This is a genomic window from Pseudomonas sp. L7 (assembly GCF_046605565.1).
GTDB classification, from domain to species: domain Bacteria; phylum Pseudomonadota; class Gammaproteobacteria; order Pseudomonadales; family Pseudomonadaceae; genus Aquipseudomonas; species Aquipseudomonas wayambapalatensis.
On the sequence record NZ_CP176784.1, the window covers coordinates 685,128 to 699,846 of the forward strand.

The following is a 14,719-nucleotide window of genomic DNA, read 5'->3' on the forward strand; positions in this document are numbered from 1 at the left end:
GCGTTGGCCCCTTCGCGGGTAAACCCGCTCCCACAGGTACTGCGCTGTATTTGAAACCAGGGAGCGGGTTTACCCGCGAAGAGACCACCGGGGATGTTTTTAGCGCCGAAGGCAGGCAAGATGGAAACCCTGCATGCCCTCGAAGACAGGAAGCCCAGCGTGAGCCAAGCGTTTGTAGTCGTTGATACCCCCGAACAGGCCGTCGATCGTCTGGCGGCCCTGCATGAACAGGCCACCGGGGCCCTCAGCCAGGCCCTCAAGCGTTACCTCAAGGACCGCACCGAACCGGACGAAGGCCAGCGCGCCCAGTTCCGCTATCCGGCGTTACGCCTCACCTACTTCAGCCAGGGCGAAGTCGCCGCTACCACGCGTGCCTATGCCAAGGTGCAGGTCGCCGGGACCTACAGCGTCACCGTTACCCAGCCGGCCGCCTTCCGCGGTTATTTACTGGAGCAGCTACGCCCGCTGATGAACGACTACACCGTGACGGTGGAAGTGGGTGTCAGCGAGCAGAGCATCCCGTATCCCTACGTGGTCGACCAGGGCGACGAACTGGCCGGCAGCGGCATCACCGCCGCGCAGCTGGCGCGGGTGTTCCCCAGCACCGACCTGTCTGCCGCCACCGACAACATTGCCGATGGCCTGTACGACTGGGAAAGCGCCGACACTCTGCCGCTGGCGCTGTTCGACGCCGCCCGTGTGGACTTCTCGCTGCGCCGCCTGGTGCATTACACCGGCAGTGACTGGCGCCACATGCAGCCGTGGATCCTGCTGACCAACTACCACCGTTATGTCGACCAGTTCATCGCCCACGGCCTCGAGCAGTTGCGCCAGGACCCGCGTTTCGTGCGCATGGTGCTGCCGGGCAATGTCGTGATCGAGAAGGGCATGGACAACGGCGAGGCCCAGGCTCTGGTGGCTGGCGTGGTCTGGCATCGCTACCAGATGCCGGCCTACCACCTGATCGCCGCCGACGGTGATGGCATCACCCTGGTCAACATCGGTGTCGGCCCGTCCAACGCCAAGAACATCACCGACCACCTGGCCGTGCTGCGTCCGCACTGCTGGCTGATGATCGGCCACTGTGGCGGCCTGCGTCAGTCGCAGACCATCGGCGACTACGTGCTGGCTCACGCCTACATGCGTCGCGACGGCATCCTCGATCGCGTGGTGCCGCCGAACATCCCGATCCCGGCCCTGGCCGAGGTGCAGTTGGCGCTGCAGGAAGCGGCGGCGCAGGTGACCGGCGAGCGCGGCGAGCAACTGAAGAAGCGCCTGCGTACCGGCACCGTGCTCACCTACGACGACCGCAACTGGGAGCTGCGCTGGGCCCAGGAGCGCCCGCTGATCAACCTGTCGCGCGCCGTCGCGGTAGACATGGAGAGCGGCACCATCGCCGCACAGGGTTATCGCCTGCGAGTGCCCTACGGCACCCTGCTGTGCGTTTCCGACAAGCCGCTGCACAGCGAGATCAAGCTGCCGGGCTCGGCGAACGCCTTCTACAACCGTGCGGTCAGCCAGCACCTGAAGATCGGCATCGCTGCCCTCGATCTGCTGCGCACCGAGCTCAACTCGCTGCACTCGCGTAAACTGCGCAGCTTCGATGAGCCGCCGTTCCGCTGAGGATCCATGCCCCTGCCACCCCGCTCCAAACCGCGCCGCCCGGCGGCGCGTCCTGTCGGCCCGCGTCGCCCGCCCAAGGCGCCGCCGGCCGAGCCGCGCCTGATTCTGTTCAACAAACCCTTCGATGTACTGACCCAGTTCAGCGACGACCAGGGGCGCGCCACGCTCAAGGACTTCATCGATATCCCGGGTATCTACCCCGCCGGGCGTCTGGACCGCGACAGCGAGGGCCTGTTGCTGCTGACCAATGACGGCGGTTTGCAGGCGCGCATCGCCGACCCGAAGCACAAATTGCCCAAGACCTATTGGGTGCAGGTGGAGGGTGAGCCGAGCGAGGAGCAGTTGCGGCAATTGCGTGAGGGCGTCGAACTCAACGATGGCAAGACCTTGCCAGCCGAGGCGCGCCTGCTCGATGAGCCTGCACTGTGGCCGCGCAACCCACCGGTACGCTTTCGCAAGAGCATTCCCACGCAGTGGTTGGAGCTGGTGATTCGCGAAGGGCGCAACCGCCAGGTGCGGCGGATGACGGCGGCAGTGGGGTTGCCGACCTTGCGTCTGGTGCGGGTCAGGATCGGTAGCTGGACCCTCGATGGACTGGAGCAGGGCTGCTGGCGCGAGGTGCCGGCACGGCTGTAGGGCTGCGCTACACCCCTTCGAGAAACCCCACCACCACGCTCTTGATGATGAAGGCCAGCACCCCAAGCCCCAGCACGAAGAACAGGATCAGCGTGCCGAAGCGCCCGGCCTTGGACTTTTTCGCCAGGTCCCAGACGATGAAGCCCATGAACCCGATCAGCACGGTGACCAGGATGATCATCATCCATTCTTCGAATACGGCAGGATCCATCTTCAAGCTCCAGGCGGTTTGAAGGCCCGATCATACGCCGGGCCTGGCAGGGTTCAACGGAGGTGGGTCAATGGCATCTCGGTACTGGCCAGTACCTGGTTGAGCACGAAGCTCGAGCGCACGCTGGTGACGCCTTCGATGCGGGTCAGGCTGCCTAGTAGTAATTTCTGATAGTGGTCCATGTCCGGTACCACCACCTTGAGCTGGTAGTCGGCGTCCATCCCGGTTACCAGGCTGCACTCGAGCACCTGGGGCAGGTTGCGGATGGCGGCTTCGAAGGTTTCGAAACGTTCGGGGGTGTGGCGGTCCATGCCGATCAGCACGTAGGCGGTGAGGCTCAGGCCGAGCTTCTTGCGGTCCAGCAGGGCCACCTGGCGCGAGATATAGCCGTCGTCTTCGAGCTGCTTGACCCGCCGTGAGCAGGGCGAGGGGGACAGGCCGATGCGTTCGGCCAGTTCCTGGTTGGAGATACGTGCATCGCGCTGCAATTCGGCAAGAATGCTCAGGTCATAGCGGTCGAGCTTGCTCATCAAGAAGGCCTTTTCTGTTCGGATTGCGGCGAATTATCGATCCTGAGTGAAAAATTGCGCAAGTGCTATTTATCAGAGCAATCTTCGCAATCCTCTGTCGCACCCATTCCTCTATCTTTATCAACAGAATCACTGCCCGGACTCAAGTCCACGGCGACGCGCCCTAGGCGGGCGGTCGCGGCCAGCCATCCAACCGGATCACCTGGCCCCCGGGCTGCACAGCGTCCAGAAGACACTGTGAGGTGAGCCGACGCCACAAGCGTCGAGCACGGACGACAATTCCCAAAGGGAGGCCCAACGGCCTCCCTTTTTTATTGCCCGTGTACCTGGGGGATTTCATCTGCCTGCCCCCGCCTCAGGTTAGACTGCTGCCATCAAGCGCTGTGGTTATCGAGAGGACGAGCATGAGGTCACGCATCTGGCAGTGGGCGGGTGTTGGGTTGCTGGGCATGGGCATCAGCCTCGGGGCGCTGGCCCAGGGGCCGGACGACGGACGTGGCTGGGGTGGCCAGCAGGAGTCCAACGGCCCAGGCCAGGGCAGTTCGCCGCTCAACTCCCGTGACGAAGTGCGCCAGACCCAACCTCCGCGCCAGGGCTACTATCAGGATATTCCGCGCCGCAACGGCGACAACCGCCACTGGGAAGCCGGCGGCCCGGGCCAGCGCCCTGGCGGTGATTGGCGGGGCCGGCCTGACGGCCATGGCAACGGCTGGGGACCGGGGCCGCAATACCGCCCTGGCTACACCACCGACCGTTTCCCGGACCGTTACTGGAAAGTGCCTTACCGCGGGCAGGACTATTTCTATTCAGGCGGCTACTGGTACCGCCCGCACAGTGGCGGCTACATCGTGGTGCGCCCGCCCTACGGCGTGCGGGTCAACTACCTGCCTCCCTATGCCCAGGAAGTGTGGTTGAGCGGATTGCTGTACTTCCTGGTGGCCGATACCTACTACCAGTATCAGCCCGACAGCCAGGAGTACGTGGTGGTCAATCCGTCCGCCCCTGCATATGCACCGCAACCCCAGCCCCAACCGGACAATGGTTATGACGTGGTCGCGTACCCGGCGAACGGACAGGGCCCCGAGCAGCAGGAGCAGGATCGCTACCAGTGCCATCGCTGGGCCGTCAGCCAGTCCGGGTTCGATCCGGCCACGGCCACCTATGCGCCACCGGCCAATGTGGCCAACGGCTACCGCCGTTCGCTGGCGGCGTGTCTGAGTGGTCGGGGGTACAGCGTCAACTGAGGGGGCGCGCGGCTTGGGGAGCAGAGCAAATCTGCTCCTGCCGCTAGACAGGGTCGGCGTGGACCATGACATCCGCGCGCGGATAACGCTGGCGGATCGCTTCCGATGCCTTCACGCACAGGGCATGGGCGTCATGCAGCGGCAGTGCGCCGGGCAGTTCCAGGTGCAACTGGACGAACCAATGGCTGCCTGACACCCGGGTACGCAGGTCGTGCACGCCCTTGACGCCGGGAATGGCCAGGGCCAGTTCCTGCATGCGTGCGCCGATGTCGGCGGGCAGCTCCTGGTCCATCAGGATCGAGGTGCTCTCACGGGCAATCTGCAGGGCGCTCCAGAGGATGTACAGCGCAATCCCCAAGCCGAACAGGGCATCCAGTTGTGGCCAGCCAAAGCCGGCCAGCAGCAGGGCGAGCAGGATGCTGCCGTTGAGCAGCAGGTCGGAGCGGTAATGCAGCGAGTCGGCACGTACCGCAGTGGAGCCGGTGATGCGGATGACCTTGCGCTGGAATGCCAGCAGCGCCACGGTCAACACCAGCGACAGCAGCATCACCGCAATGCCCGCGCCCGTGTCGCCCAGCGGCTGCGGCGTCTGCAGGCGCTCCACCGCCTGGAATCCGATCAATACCGCACTGACCGCAATGAAAAGCGCCTGGGCCATACCGGCCAGGGCCTCGGCCTTGCCGTGGCCGAAACGGTGATCGTCGTCGGCCGGGCGCAAGGCGTAATGCACCGCCAGCAGGTTGAGGAAGGAGGCGACGGCGTCGAGCGCCGAATCGGTCAGGCCTGCGAGCAGGCTCACCGAGCCGCTCAGCCACCAGGCCACGGCCTTGGCCAGCACGAGAATGCCAGCCACCGTCAGCGAAGCACGGGTGGCCAGGCGCAGCAGGCGTAGATGTTCGGCGGTGGCAGTCATGCGTGGCGTGTCGTTCCGGTGTCGGTCAGGCGGCCGGGACCAGGCCGAAGGCGGCCAGTTGCTCAACGCTGCCACGATGCTGGATCAGCCGTGGATCGTTCAGCGGCAGGCGCTGGCCCAGTTCGCTTTCGAGAATAGCCTGCAGCTTGAGGTTGTCGATCTTGCCATCGGTACCTACCGCAGGCTTGAGCTTGGCCGGGTCGACCTGAGCGGTCTTGCCGCCAGGGTAGTAGATGGCGCCCGTGGCGAAGTCGACGCCGAAGGCGATCAGGCCAGGGATGACGTAGAAGAGGATGCCGATCGCGTCCATGGCGGCGACCACCGGGTCGATCTTGCCTTCGATCTGGCCACGGCGATCGGGATAGAAAAGGGTGCCGCAGGCCGTCAGCTGGGTCAGCAGGGCGGCGATGAGGGCGCCGCCGATGACGCGGGAATGGATGCGCATTTGAATCTCCGGAAAAGATGACTGCAGGAGGTCGGGCAAAAAACGCCTGCACCTGATGCTCAGACCATGACGAAGCGGCCTCGGTTCGCCGTTATACTCGCTCGTTCGTTTGAGGACCACCATGAATTCTTTACCGATCGATGCTGTCTTGCCCGCCCTGCGCCAAGCCTTGGGCCAACGCCACGAAGCTGTGCTCGAGGCGCCGCCTGGCGCGGGCAAGACCACCCGCGTGCCACTGGCCCTGCTCGACGAGCCATGGCTGGCCGGGCAGCGCATCGTCATGCTCGAGCCGCGTCGTCTCGCGGCCCGGGCTGCCGCCGAGCGCATGGCCAGCGAGTTGGGGGAAAAGGTCGGTGAGACGGTCGGCTATCGCATCCGGCTGGATAGCAAGGTCGGGCCGGATACCCGCATCGAAGTGGTTACCGAAGGCATTCTCACCCGCCGCCTGCAGGCCGATCCGGCGTTGGAGGGCGTGGGGCTGGTGATCTTCGATGAATTCCACCTGAGAAACCTCGATGCTGACCTTGCCTTGGCGCTCACGCTCAATGGTCGTGAACTGTTCCGGGACGATACGGCGCTAAAAGTGCTGCTCATGTCTGCGACTCTCGAAGGAGAAAGGCTGTCGCGCCTTCTGGAAGACGCTCCGATCATCACCAGCGAGGGGCGGATGTTCCCGGTCACGACGATCTGGGGCAAGCCGCAGCAAGCCGGCGAGTACATCGAGCCGCGAGTGATCAGCACCTGTCTCGATGCGCTGGCCGAGCAATCGGGAAGTCTGCTGGTGTTCCTGCCGGGCCAGGCTGAAATCCGTCGCGTCCTGACAGGGCTTCAGGACAGCCTCGATGCCTCCCCGTCCCTGAAGCGCAATACCTTGCTTTGCCCGTTGCATGGAGAGCTCGACCTGAACCAGCAACGGGCCGCGATCGACCCTGCGCCACCGGGCATGCGCAAAGTGGTGCTGGCCACCAACATTGCCGAGACCAGCGTCACCATCGATGGCGTGCGGGTGGTCATCGATGCCGGGCTTGAGCGTGTTCCGCGCTTCGATCCACGCAGCGGCATGACTCGTCTGGATACCCAGCGGATCTCCAGGGCCAGCGCTACCCAGCGGGCAGGGCGTGCCGGACGGCTGGAGACCGGCGTTTGCTATCGCTTGTGGTCCGAAGCGCAGCACGATCAGATGGCAGGCTTCGCCACCGCCGAAATCCAGCAGGCGGACCTGACCGGGCTGGCGCTGCAGTTGGCCAAGTGGGGTGTCCAGCCGAATGAGCTGGCGTGGCTCGATGCCCCCCCTGCGGCTGCGTACGCACAGGCCAACGACTTGCTGCGCCGCCTTGGCGCGCTCCAGGCGGACGGGCAACTGACCCGGCACGGGCAGGCGATGGCCGAGCTACCGAGCCATCCTCGAATCGCCCATCTTCTACTGCGAGGTCACGAGCTGGGGCTGGCCGAAACCGCGTGCACTATCGCGGCCCTGCTGGGAGAGCGGGATATACAGCGTGGCGCGGGCGCTGACCTGCACAGCCGGCTGGCCATTCTCAGCGGTGAGCAACGTGCCCAGCGCGGTGAGCAGGGGGGCGCCCAGCGCGCCAGGCAACTTTCCAGGCAATATCGATCCTACCTGCGTGGCCCTGTGTCGCAAGCCGTCGCCGATCCTCATCATCCACGTTGGGTGGGCTGCCTGCTCGCACTGGCTTATCCCGACCGTGTCGCCCAGCAGCGACGTGATGGCGGGGCCGAATATCGCCTGGCCAATGGCCGGGCAGCGATGTTCACCGAGCCGGACGCCTTGATGAAGCATACCTGGCTGGTCATCGCGGACCTGGGCAGCCGACAGGGCCAGCGGGAGGAGCGGATCTATCTGGCCGCCGACCTGGACGCGGCGCTGTTCGACACCGTCCTGAAAGAGCAGGTCCGCACGGTGGACGAGCTTGACTGGGATGAGCGAGAGGGCGCCCTGCGCGCCGAGCGACAAACCAAGGTTGGCGAGCTCGTGCTGTCGCGCACGCCCCTGGCCTCTCTGAGCGATGAGGCGCGCGTGCAGGCGCTGCTTGACTATGTTCGACGCAAAGGTCTGGAGCTTCTGCCCTGGACGCCTGACCTTCGTCAGTGGCAGGCGCGTGTGGAGCTGTTGCGGGTACTGGATGAGGAGGCGGGTGTCGTCGGCCAATGGCCCGACCTGCGGGATGAGACGTTGCTGCAATCATTGGACGAATGGTTGGGCCCCTATGTCGGCAAGGTCGCCCGGCTCAGCCATTTCGCCCTGCTCGATCTGTCTTCGATCCTGCGCAATCTCCTGCCCTGGCCGCTGCCGCAGCAACTGGATGTCCAGGCACCCCAGACGATGGCGGTGCCCTCAGGATCCAGTATTCGTATCGACTACAGCGAGCGCCCACCCGTGCTTGCCGTTCGACTTCAGGAGTTGTTCGGGCAGGCCGACACGCCACGCATTGCCAACGGCAGGCAGGTGCTCAAGCTGCACCTGCTGTCCCCAGCCCGGCGCCCGGTCCAGGTGACCCAGGACCTGGCGAACTTCTGGCGCTCGACCTACCTCGAGGTGAAGAAGGATTTGAAGGGCAGGTACCCCAAGCATTTCTGGCCAGATGACCCGTTGGTCGCGCAAGCCACTGCCCGCGCCAAACCAAGGGGTACTTGAGTTAGGCGACGGTGCGTTGAGGCGTTTCAATACACGTGTAGCCAGGACGTGCCTTCAACTGAACCCGGCACATCCACCTTATGGATCACGAACTCGGCAGGTTGGGTATCTTGAATACTCAGATAGTGCATCTTGTGCCCCTCGATTTCCGTATGTTCGCTACAGACGCCTACGCGAATGCCACGATGGTCTCTAGGCTCTGTATGAAAAACCTTGATACTCGGTGATGCTGCGTTGAAAACAGCCTCGGAATGCTCATTTACAACCCGTAAACTCCGCTTCCTCGGCTGTTTTCGCCTTGCCTGACCTTCGTCTCAAGGCTTTTCATACAGACCCTAAGATGGCAACGCATTTAGCCGTCTGCCCAATCCAGTAGCTCGATCTTCCAGGGATAGGTTGTGCTGTTGTGGTCATAAAGTCCCAGATAACCATTTTTGCTGAAGCCCAGGTGTCCAAGGTTGTCGCCGTAACCTGTGGCCATCAGCTTGAACCAGAGGCGGTCGGGCGTTTTGGAAAGGAACTTCATCGAAAACAAGGGTAATTCACCCATGCCGCCCGCTTGAAGCCAGTTCGCTTCGTTGAACACACCCCAAGCAAGGTGTTCGTTGGGGCGACTGAAGCGTAACGGCACCTTTTCTTCGTTTTGCAACAGGTAGATTCTGGCGTTGGAGTCTTCGATGGTGGGGGCGGCAAGAACTGCCTTGATTTCTTAATTGATCATTGGTCTCTAATCTCCTGCAGAGTTGGGGGCGTGTCCGGAACGGATACACACCCTCTACTCTGCAGTTGCTTCATCGATGGCAGCAGCGTGAAAGCGTTCCTGCAAGGGCGAAGCATGTCGCGCAGGTCACTGACTGCTGGCAACCTTGTCCACGGCCTGCAGGATCACCTTGGCCACTTCGGCCGGTTGCGACTGCTGCGGCACGTGGCTGGTCTGCAGTTCGGTGGTCTGTGCCCCCAGCTTCTTTGCGAAGTCGCGTTGCAGGCCTGGATCGATCATGCGGTCCTGACCGGCCACCACGTACCAGGATGGCTTGGTGCTCCAGGCTGCGGCGCTGGTGCGCTCCTCGAAGGCCGAGGCGCGGATCGGGCCTTGGGTGGCGGTCATGATGTCAGTCTGGGCCTTGGGCAGGTCCTGGGCGAAGTCGGTAGCCATGCCTTGAGGCGTCAGGTACAGGTAGCCGTTGCTGTCGGCCGCGATCTGGCTGATGCCGGGTGGGGTCGGGTAACCCTGGGCCAGGTCCTTGCTGGCCTGGCCGGCATCGGGTGCGAATGCTGCCACATAGACCAGCCCGCGAACGTTGGCGTCGGTACCCGCCTGGCTGATCACCGTGCCGCCCCAGGAGTGGCCGACCAGGACCACGTCCCCTTGCTGGTTGTTCAGCACGCGCCGGGTGGCGGCGACATCCTCGGCCAGCGAGGTCAGCGGGTTCTGCACCACGGTGACCTTGACGCCATGGGCCTGCAGCAGCGGTACGACCTTGGCCCAGTCCGAGCCGTCGGCAAAGGCGCCGTGGACGATGACCACCGACGGTTTGGCGGTGTCGGCGAAGCTGCTGCCCAGGGTGAAGATCGAGGCAGTCATTGCGATTGCGGTGGCAAGCTTTTTGAATTGGAACATGGCGTGGTCTCCCGTGAGTGATGGCTGTATTCTCGGCAGGATGTGCCTGTACGGGTATCGGTCGAATGACCGAGCTTCCAATTCACTCAACTGTGGACCGCTCATGCCTGCTATCGACTGCATCCCCCTGGAAGATGCCATCCTTGCCCTGTCGATGGTGGGTGACCTGAGCATGGGTCAGCCTATAGATCAGTCGCGCCGCACGGCGCGGCTGGCGCGCAGGCTCGCGCACGCCTGCATGGGCGAGGGCGACCACCTGCAGGTGGCAGCTGATGTCGCACGGTTGCGCTGGTCCGGCTGCACTGCCAACGCCGAAGATTTCACCCGCCTGCTCGGTGACGACGTGGTTGGCCGCCAAGCCATGCTTGCGCAGACCCTCGACGCCGCCGGGCAGCGGGCGATGCTGCAGACCGGGCCGCTGGCGCGCGTGCACTGCGAGGTGGCAGGCGAGGTGGCCGCGGCTCTTGGGCTGGGCGCGCCAGTGGAGCAGGGGCTGCGGCATGTGTTCGAGCATTTCGACGGTAGCGGCCGACCATACGGCCTGCGTCATCCGCAGGTGCCTGAGGTGGTCTATCAGGTGGTGCTGGCAGGTGATCTGGAGATTCTTTCGCGGGCGCGGGGTCTTGAGGCGGCGCTGGCCTGGATCGAGGGGCAGGCCGACCAGCGGTACCCGCGCAGCCTGGTGAGGGAGCTGCAGTGTCAGGCGGCGGACTGGTTGCATGACTTGCAGGAGGCTGAACAAGCGACTGTCCTGAATACAGCCTGCTCCGACGTGCCTTTGACCTTGGTTGCCGATGTCATCGACCTCAAGTTGACCTGGCTTTCGGGCTATTCGCGTGGTGCGGCTGCGCTGGTGCATGACGCCGCCGCGCTGATGGGCATGCCGGAGGCGCTGCAGGGCGTGCTAAGACAGGCGGCCCTGGTGCATGGCATCGGCCGCGCCGCGGTGCCGAACCGGGTATGGAACCTGCCAGGTGCATTGCTTGAGGGCGACCGCGAGCAGATTCGCCTGGTGCCCTACTGGACTCAGCGCGCTTGCGCGCAGATACCGGCATTGCAGCGTGCGGGCAAGCTTGCAGCACACGCCTACGAGCGTCTCGATGGCAGTGGTTATTTTCGTGGCGTGGAGGGTGATGCCCTGGCGCCGGAGCAGCGCTTGTTGGCCGTGGCGCTCGCCTGGCAGGCGCTGCGGGCCGAGCGTCCATGGCGAGCGGCGCTTGGCCAGCAGGAGGCCGAGCAGTTGCTCAGGCAGGAGGCGCAACAGGGGCGCTTCGACCTGCAGTGTTGTGAAGCCGTGTTCGCTGCCGAACGCGGGGAGCGCAAGCTGCCGATAGCCAAAGGGGGCGGTGGCCTGTTGAGTGAACGCGAAAGCGAGGTGCTGCGTCAGATCAGCCTGGGTCACAGCAACAAGGAGGTCGCGCGGTTGCTGGGCATCAGTCCCAGTACTGTGCGCACCCATGTCGAGAGCACCTTCCGCAAGCTCGAATGCACCACGCGCGCTGCAGCAACGCTCAAGGCACTGACCCTCGGGTTGTTGTGAGCGCTGGGGTTCAGGTTGTGGGAACCACGAGGAACTCGGCGTCGTTCCCTTCGTAGGTGTTCAGGAAGTGGTAGGTGACATTATCGAAATGGGGGGAGTCCTGCCAGGTCTTGACGCCATGCCCTTCGTGATCACGCAAACGGCAGACCCAGCCATTGGGCGCGTGCCGCAACGGTTCCAGCTTCCAGTAGTCGGTCACCTCGCTGACCTTATAGAGCCCGAGATAGCCGCCGACGCTTCGCCCAAGCCTGATCAATCCGCTCGACCTGCTGATCATGTAGTGCAGGCGGTCTTCGGTCTTGGAGTGAAGCTCGAAGTCCAGAATCAGAGAAGGTTGGTCACCTCCTGCCTGCAGCCAGTCGTCCCCCGGGACTAATCCCCAGCTGAATTTATCCGTCGTTTTGCTCCGCCTGATCGGGACGAGCACGTCCCCCTTCATCCAGTAGATCGTGGCTTTGAAGTCACGCTGTAGCTCGGTTGCGGAATCTGTTGTCATACCCATTGCATGCATCTCCTGAGGGGGCCCGCGACTGTCGGGCGTCGTTCAGGAGTGTCGATGCAATACGTTGGGCAGGGCACCGCGAACGCTTTCCAGAGCGTAGCCGTCATCCCGTGCAGCTTTCAGTTTCCCGCAGCGGCGCCGGCCTCGCTCTCCAACAGCATGAACAGGCGGTACAGCACCACGCTGCTGAACAGTTGCAGGAAGCCGCTCAGGCTGTCCAGCGCCAGTTGCGCGCCCGGCTGTGGCTCTGGGAAGGCCATCAGCAGCAGGCCATCGAGCAGCCATAGCGGCGCGAGCACCGACAGCACGCAGATCAGGATGCGCATGAAGTGCCCGGTGGTCATGCGTGCGCTCTCGCGCATCGACTGCACGGCAGGCAGGCCGCGCAGCACCAGCAGGTACTCGGCGAACACCAGGTTGATCATGATCCATACGCCCGGGAAGATGAACAGCGCCAGGCCCGCCATGATCAGCAGCGAACTGATCAGGATCAGCAGGGCCAGCGCCGGCCACAACTGTACGGCGCGCGCGAACAGGTTGCGCTTGCTGATCTGCTGGCCGTTGCTGCGGGTGTCCAGGTAGAGGATCAGCGCGGCGCTGTACAACGGGTAGAACAGCAGGCTGACCAGCATGCCGTAGGCTGGCGAGGCGTCGTCACCCAGCTGGCGGTACAGCAATTGGCTGAACAGGGCTTCCAGCACCACCAGCGGCAGGCACAGCTGCAGGATGCTGGTGAAGTGGCGGCGGAAGAAGTAGAGGGAGTCGCGCAGTATCGTCAGCGGGTTCATCGGTCTATATCGCAGGAAAAAGCAGTGCGTCACTTTAGCCCAGGAGCGAGCGATGCTGAAAAAAGTTTCATCGGCCCCGTAATTGAATCCGGCCCTGGCACGCCCCATCTTTGACCTTGTCCGATGTTCCGCATGGCCCAAGAGGTAGCCCATGAACACTGAAGAACAAACCCTGATCGACGGCCTGTTCGGCCGCATCAAGCAGGCCGAGGATCCACAGCAGCCGCGCGATGCCCAGGCCCAGGCGCGGATCGAGGAGCATCTGCGCCAGCAGCCGGCGGCCCCGTACTACATGGCCCAGGCGATCCTGGTGCAGGAAGCGGCGATCAAGAAGCTCGACGAGCAGAACAAGCAGCTCGAGGCCGAGCTCAGACAAGCCCGCGCCCAGACCCAGCAAGAGGCGCCGAAGGCCAGCGGTGGCTTCCTGTCGAGCATCTTCGGCAGCAGTACGCGTAGCCCGGAGGCTCAGCGTCCGGTCGCGCCGCCCCCAACCTCCGGTTCCGGTGGCTGGCGCGAGCCTGCGCCCCAGGCCTATGCCCCGCAGCCTCAGGCGCAACCGCAACCACAAGGTTTTGCTGCGGCCCCGGCGCGCAGTGGTGCGAGCAGCTTCCTCGGGGGGGCCATGCAAACGGCTGCGGGGGTGGCGGGTGGTGTGTTGCTGGCGCAAGGCATCAGTAGTTTGTTCAGCCATAACTCGCAACCCAACGAGGTGGTCGAGGTGATCCGCGAAGAACCGGCCCCAGCCAGCGACAATGGTGGCTGGAATGACCAGGACAACCAGCGCCAGGTCGCTGACAACGGCGATTGGGGCAACGATCAGGGCGGCTACGTGGACAGCGACTACGACAGCGGCGGCGGTGGCTTCTTCTCGGACGATGACGACACCTTCGTCTGATGCGTCTGGCATAATCGCGGGATTCCCAGGGGCGCACTGCGCCCCTTTCGCCGTTATCCCGGGGCCACCAGGTGAAAAAGATCGCGCTGTTCGCGGATGTGCAGAACCTCTACTACACCGTGCGCCAGGCCCATGGCTGTCACTTCAACTACAGTGCCCTCTGGTCCCAGGTCAGCCGCGATGGCGACATCGTCGAGGCCGTGGCCTATGCCATCGACCGGGGTGACAGCAAGCAGCAGCAATTTCAGCAGATCCTGCGCAACCTCGGCTTCGAGGTGCGCCTCAAACCTTACATCCAGCGCAGCGACGGCTCGGCCAAGGGTGACTGGGACGTGGGCATCACCCTGGATGTGTATGAGGCCGCCGGCCGGGTCGACCAGGTCGTACTGGCCTCCGGTGATGGCGACTTCGACCAGTTGCTCGAGCGGGTGATGCTGCGCCATGGCGTCGAGACGGTGGTCTACGGCGCGCCAGGGCTTACCGCGCTGTCGTTGATTCGCGCAGCCACGCGCTATGTCCCGATCGAGGGTAATTTGCTGCTGCGTCACTGAACCGGCGCACTCATCCCTTCCTGCCATTGCCCTGCAAGTGATCCAGCGGCACCCGCCGTTCCACCGCGCTGGACAGAATGATCGACGTCTTGCTGAACCCCAGTTGCGACACCTGGTTGATCAGCGCTTCGAGCTCATGCATCGAACCCACCGCCGCCTGCATGATCACGCACGGGTCGCCCGTGACCCGATGGCATTCGGTGAGCTGGGGGATGCGCGCCAGGGCGTCATAGGCCTGCTGGTTGCCGTGGCTGGCCAGACGCAGTTCGATGATGCACTGGATGGGCAGGCCGATCTTTTCCAGGTCGACCTTGGCGGTGTAGCCGGTGATCACTCCGCTGGCCTCGAGTTTGGCGACTCGTTCGGCCACCGCCGGCGCCGACAGGTTGACCTGGCGGGCGAGCTGGGCGTAGGTGGCGCGACCGTCTTCGAGCAGGGCGGCGAGCAGCATGCGATCGTACTTGTCCATGGGCTTCTCGGTGCGGATATGTAATCAACGGAAAAACAGGTGAATTACCGTTCATTGCAAAGTGTATGGGTCTATTAAACGTGTTTTGTAACTTA

16 protein-coding genes are annotated in these 14,719 nt (G+C 63.9%); 7 read left to right on the forward strand and 9 right to left on the reverse strand.

The features are described from left to right. Window positions 1–120: 120 nt before the first annotated feature. Both amn and ACK3BK_RS03285 read left to right on the forward strand, forming a co-directional pair. Window positions 121–1,623 (forward strand): AMP nucleosidase, encoded by a 1,503-nt coding sequence (gene amn, locus ACK3BK_RS03280; RefSeq protein ID WP_411383722.1) that lies wholly within the window; start codon window positions 121–123, stop codon window positions 1,621–1,623. 6 nt (window positions 1,624–1,629) lie between these two features. Further along, window positions 1,630–2,259 carry a pseudouridine synthase gene (locus tag ACK3BK_RS03285; protein WP_238348373.1) on the forward strand — a complete coding sequence of 210 codons (630 nt, stop codon included), beginning with the start codon at window positions 1,630–1,632 and terminating at the stop codon, window positions 2,257–2,259. A gap of 7 nt (window positions 2,260–2,266) precedes the next feature. Here ACK3BK_RS03285 and ACK3BK_RS03290 read toward each other — a convergent pair whose 3' ends face one another. Continuing rightward, window positions 2,267–2,470: a DUF2788 domain-containing protein gene (locus ACK3BK_RS03290; RefSeq protein ID WP_013974331.1), complete on the reverse strand. Its 204-nt coding sequence runs from the start codon at window positions 2,468–2,470 to the stop codon at window positions 2,267–2,269. Window positions 2,471–2,523: 53 nt separating this feature from the next. Then, the gene (locus ACK3BK_RS03295; protein WP_016712159.1) at window positions 2,524–3,000 is read right to left on the reverse strand and encodes an Lrp/AsnC family transcriptional regulator; all 477 of its coding nucleotides are present in this window, start codon (window positions 2,998–3,000) and stop codon (window positions 2,524–2,526) included. A gap of 404 nt (window positions 3,001–3,404) precedes the next feature. On the opposite strand from ACK3BK_RS03295, the gene ACK3BK_RS03300 reads away from it, so the two are divergent. Then, window positions 3,405–4,244, forward strand: a complete 840-nt coding sequence (locus ACK3BK_RS03300; protein ID WP_186669282.1) for a DUF6515 family protein — start codon at window positions 3,405–3,407, stop codon at window positions 4,242–4,244. A gap of 43 nt (window positions 4,245–4,287) precedes the next feature. Here ACK3BK_RS03300 and ACK3BK_RS03305 read toward each other — a convergent pair whose 3' ends face one another. Together ACK3BK_RS03305 and ACK3BK_RS03310 are read right to left on the reverse strand one after the other, a co-directional pair. Further along, window positions 4,288–5,157 (reverse strand): cation diffusion facilitator family transporter, encoded by an 870-nt coding sequence (locus tag ACK3BK_RS03305; RefSeq protein WP_186669284.1) that lies wholly within the window; start codon window positions 5,155–5,157, stop codon window positions 4,288–4,290. 25 nt (window positions 5,158–5,182) lie between these two features. Further along, window positions 5,183–5,602, reverse strand: a complete 420-nt coding sequence (locus ACK3BK_RS03310; RefSeq protein ID WP_186669286.1) for a polyribonucleotide nucleotidyltransferase — start codon at window positions 5,600–5,602, stop codon at window positions 5,183–5,185. A gap of 121 nt (window positions 5,603–5,723) precedes the next feature. Here ACK3BK_RS03310 and hrpB point away from each other — a divergent pair, with 121 nt between their 5' ends. Next, window positions 5,724–8,258: an ATP-dependent helicase HrpB gene (gene hrpB / locus ACK3BK_RS03315; RefSeq protein WP_186710544.1), complete on the forward strand. Its 2,535-nt coding sequence runs from the start codon at window positions 5,724–5,726 to the stop codon at window positions 8,256–8,258. A 352-nt stretch (window positions 8,259–8,610) separates the two neighbouring features. Here the strand turns inward: hrpB and ACK3BK_RS03320 are convergent, their stop codons facing one another. Both ACK3BK_RS03320 and ACK3BK_RS03325 read right to left on the reverse strand, forming a co-directional pair. After that, a complete protein-coding gene (locus ACK3BK_RS03320; protein ID WP_411383723.1) occupies window positions 8,611–8,907 on the reverse strand; it encodes a hypothetical protein in 297 nt (98 codons plus the stop codon). A 198-nt stretch (window positions 8,908–9,105) separates the two neighbouring features. Continuing rightward, a complete protein-coding gene (locus ACK3BK_RS03325) occupies window positions 9,106–9,879 on the reverse strand; it encodes an alpha/beta hydrolase (protein WP_186669290.1) in 774 nt (257 codons plus the stop codon). A 103-nt stretch (window positions 9,880–9,982) separates the two neighbouring features. Between ACK3BK_RS03325 and ACK3BK_RS03330 the strand changes: the two genes are divergently transcribed. After that, window positions 9,983–11,419 carry an HD domain-containing phosphohydrolase gene (locus tag ACK3BK_RS03330; RefSeq protein WP_411383724.1) on the forward strand — a complete coding sequence of 479 codons (1,437 nt, stop codon included), beginning with the start codon at window positions 9,983–9,985 and terminating at the stop codon, window positions 11,417–11,419. A gap of 10 nt (window positions 11,420–11,429) precedes the next feature. Here ACK3BK_RS03330 and ACK3BK_RS03335 read toward each other — a convergent pair whose 3' ends face one another. Then, window positions 11,430–11,921: a hypothetical protein gene (locus ACK3BK_RS03335; protein WP_411383725.1), complete on the reverse strand. Its 492-nt coding sequence runs from the start codon at window positions 11,919–11,921 to the stop codon at window positions 11,430–11,432. 119 nt (window positions 11,922–12,040) lie between these two features. Beyond that, window positions 12,041–12,709, reverse strand: a complete 669-nt coding sequence (locus ACK3BK_RS03340) for a YciC family protein (protein ID WP_411383726.1) — start codon at window positions 12,707–12,709, stop codon at window positions 12,041–12,043. Between the two features lie 151 nt (window positions 12,710–12,860). On the opposite strand from ACK3BK_RS03340, the gene ACK3BK_RS03345 reads away from it, so the two are divergent. After that, entirely contained in the window at window positions 12,861–13,604 is a 744-nt protein-coding gene (locus ACK3BK_RS03345) for a DUF2076 domain-containing protein (RefSeq protein WP_411383727.1), read from the forward strand. Window positions 13,605–13,675: 71 nt separating this feature from the next. Beyond that, complete coding sequence (locus ACK3BK_RS03350) at window positions 13,676–14,155, forward strand: NYN domain-containing protein (protein ID WP_186669296.1); 480 nt, start codon at window positions 13,676–13,678, stop codon at window positions 14,153–14,155. Between the two features lie 10 nt (window positions 14,156–14,165). Here ACK3BK_RS03350 and ACK3BK_RS03355 read toward each other — a convergent pair whose 3' ends face one another. Then, window positions 14,166–14,624, reverse strand: coding sequence for an Lrp/AsnC family transcriptional regulator (locus ACK3BK_RS03355; protein WP_411383728.1), 459 nt, complete (start codon window positions 14,622–14,624; stop codon window positions 14,166–14,168). Between the last annotated feature and the right edge of the window lie 95 nt (window positions 14,625–14,719).

Coding starts and splice junctions, on each gene's coding strand:
- ACK3BK_RS03295 (WP_016712159.1), bottom strand. CDS start 3,000: ATGAGCAAGCTCGACCGCTATGACCTGAGCATTCTTGCCGAATTGCAG.
- hrpB (WP_186710544.1), top strand. CDS start 5,724: ATGAATTCTTTACCGATCGATGCTGTCTTGCCCGCCCTGCGCCAAGCC.
- ACK3BK_RS03345 (WP_411383727.1), top strand. CDS start 12,861: ATGAACACTGAAGAACAAACCCTGATCGACGGCCTGTTCGGCCGCATC.
- ACK3BK_RS03335 (WP_411383725.1), bottom strand. CDS start 11,921: ATGGGTATGACAACAGATTCCGCAACCGAGCTACAGCGTGACTTCAAA.
- ACK3BK_RS03310 (WP_186669286.1), bottom strand. CDS start 5,602: ATGCGCATCCATTCCCGCGTCATCGGCGGCGCCCTCATCGCCGCCCTG.
- ACK3BK_RS03325 (WP_186669290.1), bottom strand. CDS start 9,879: ATGTTCCAATTCAAAAAGCTTGCCACCGCAATCGCAATGACTGCCTCG.
- ACK3BK_RS03285 (WP_238348373.1), top strand. CDS start 1,630: ATGCCCCTGCCACCCCGCTCCAAACCGCGCCGCCCGGCGGCGCGTCCT.
- amn (WP_411383722.1), top strand. CDS start 121: ATGGAAACCCTGCATGCCCTCGAAGACAGGAAGCCCAGCGTGAGCCAA.
- ACK3BK_RS03290 (WP_013974331.1), bottom strand. CDS start 2,470: ATGGATCCTGCCGTATTCGAAGAATGGATGATGATCATCCTGGTCACC.
- ACK3BK_RS03305 (WP_186669284.1), bottom strand. CDS start 5,157: ATGACTGCCACCGCCGAACATCTACGCCTGCTGCGCCTGGCCACCCGT.
- ACK3BK_RS03330 (WP_411383724.1), top strand. CDS start 9,983: ATGCCTGCTATCGACTGCATCCCCCTGGAAGATGCCATCCTTGCCCTG.
- ACK3BK_RS03340 (WP_411383726.1), bottom strand. CDS start 12,709: ATGAACCCGCTGACGATACTGCGCGACTCCCTCTACTTCTTCCGCCGC.
- ACK3BK_RS03355 (WP_411383728.1), bottom strand. CDS start 14,624: ATGGACAAGTACGATCGCATGCTGCTCGCCGCCCTGCTCGAAGACGGT.
- ACK3BK_RS03300 (WP_186669282.1), top strand. CDS start 3,405: ATGAGGTCACGCATCTGGCAGTGGGCGGGTGTTGGGTTGCTGGGCATG.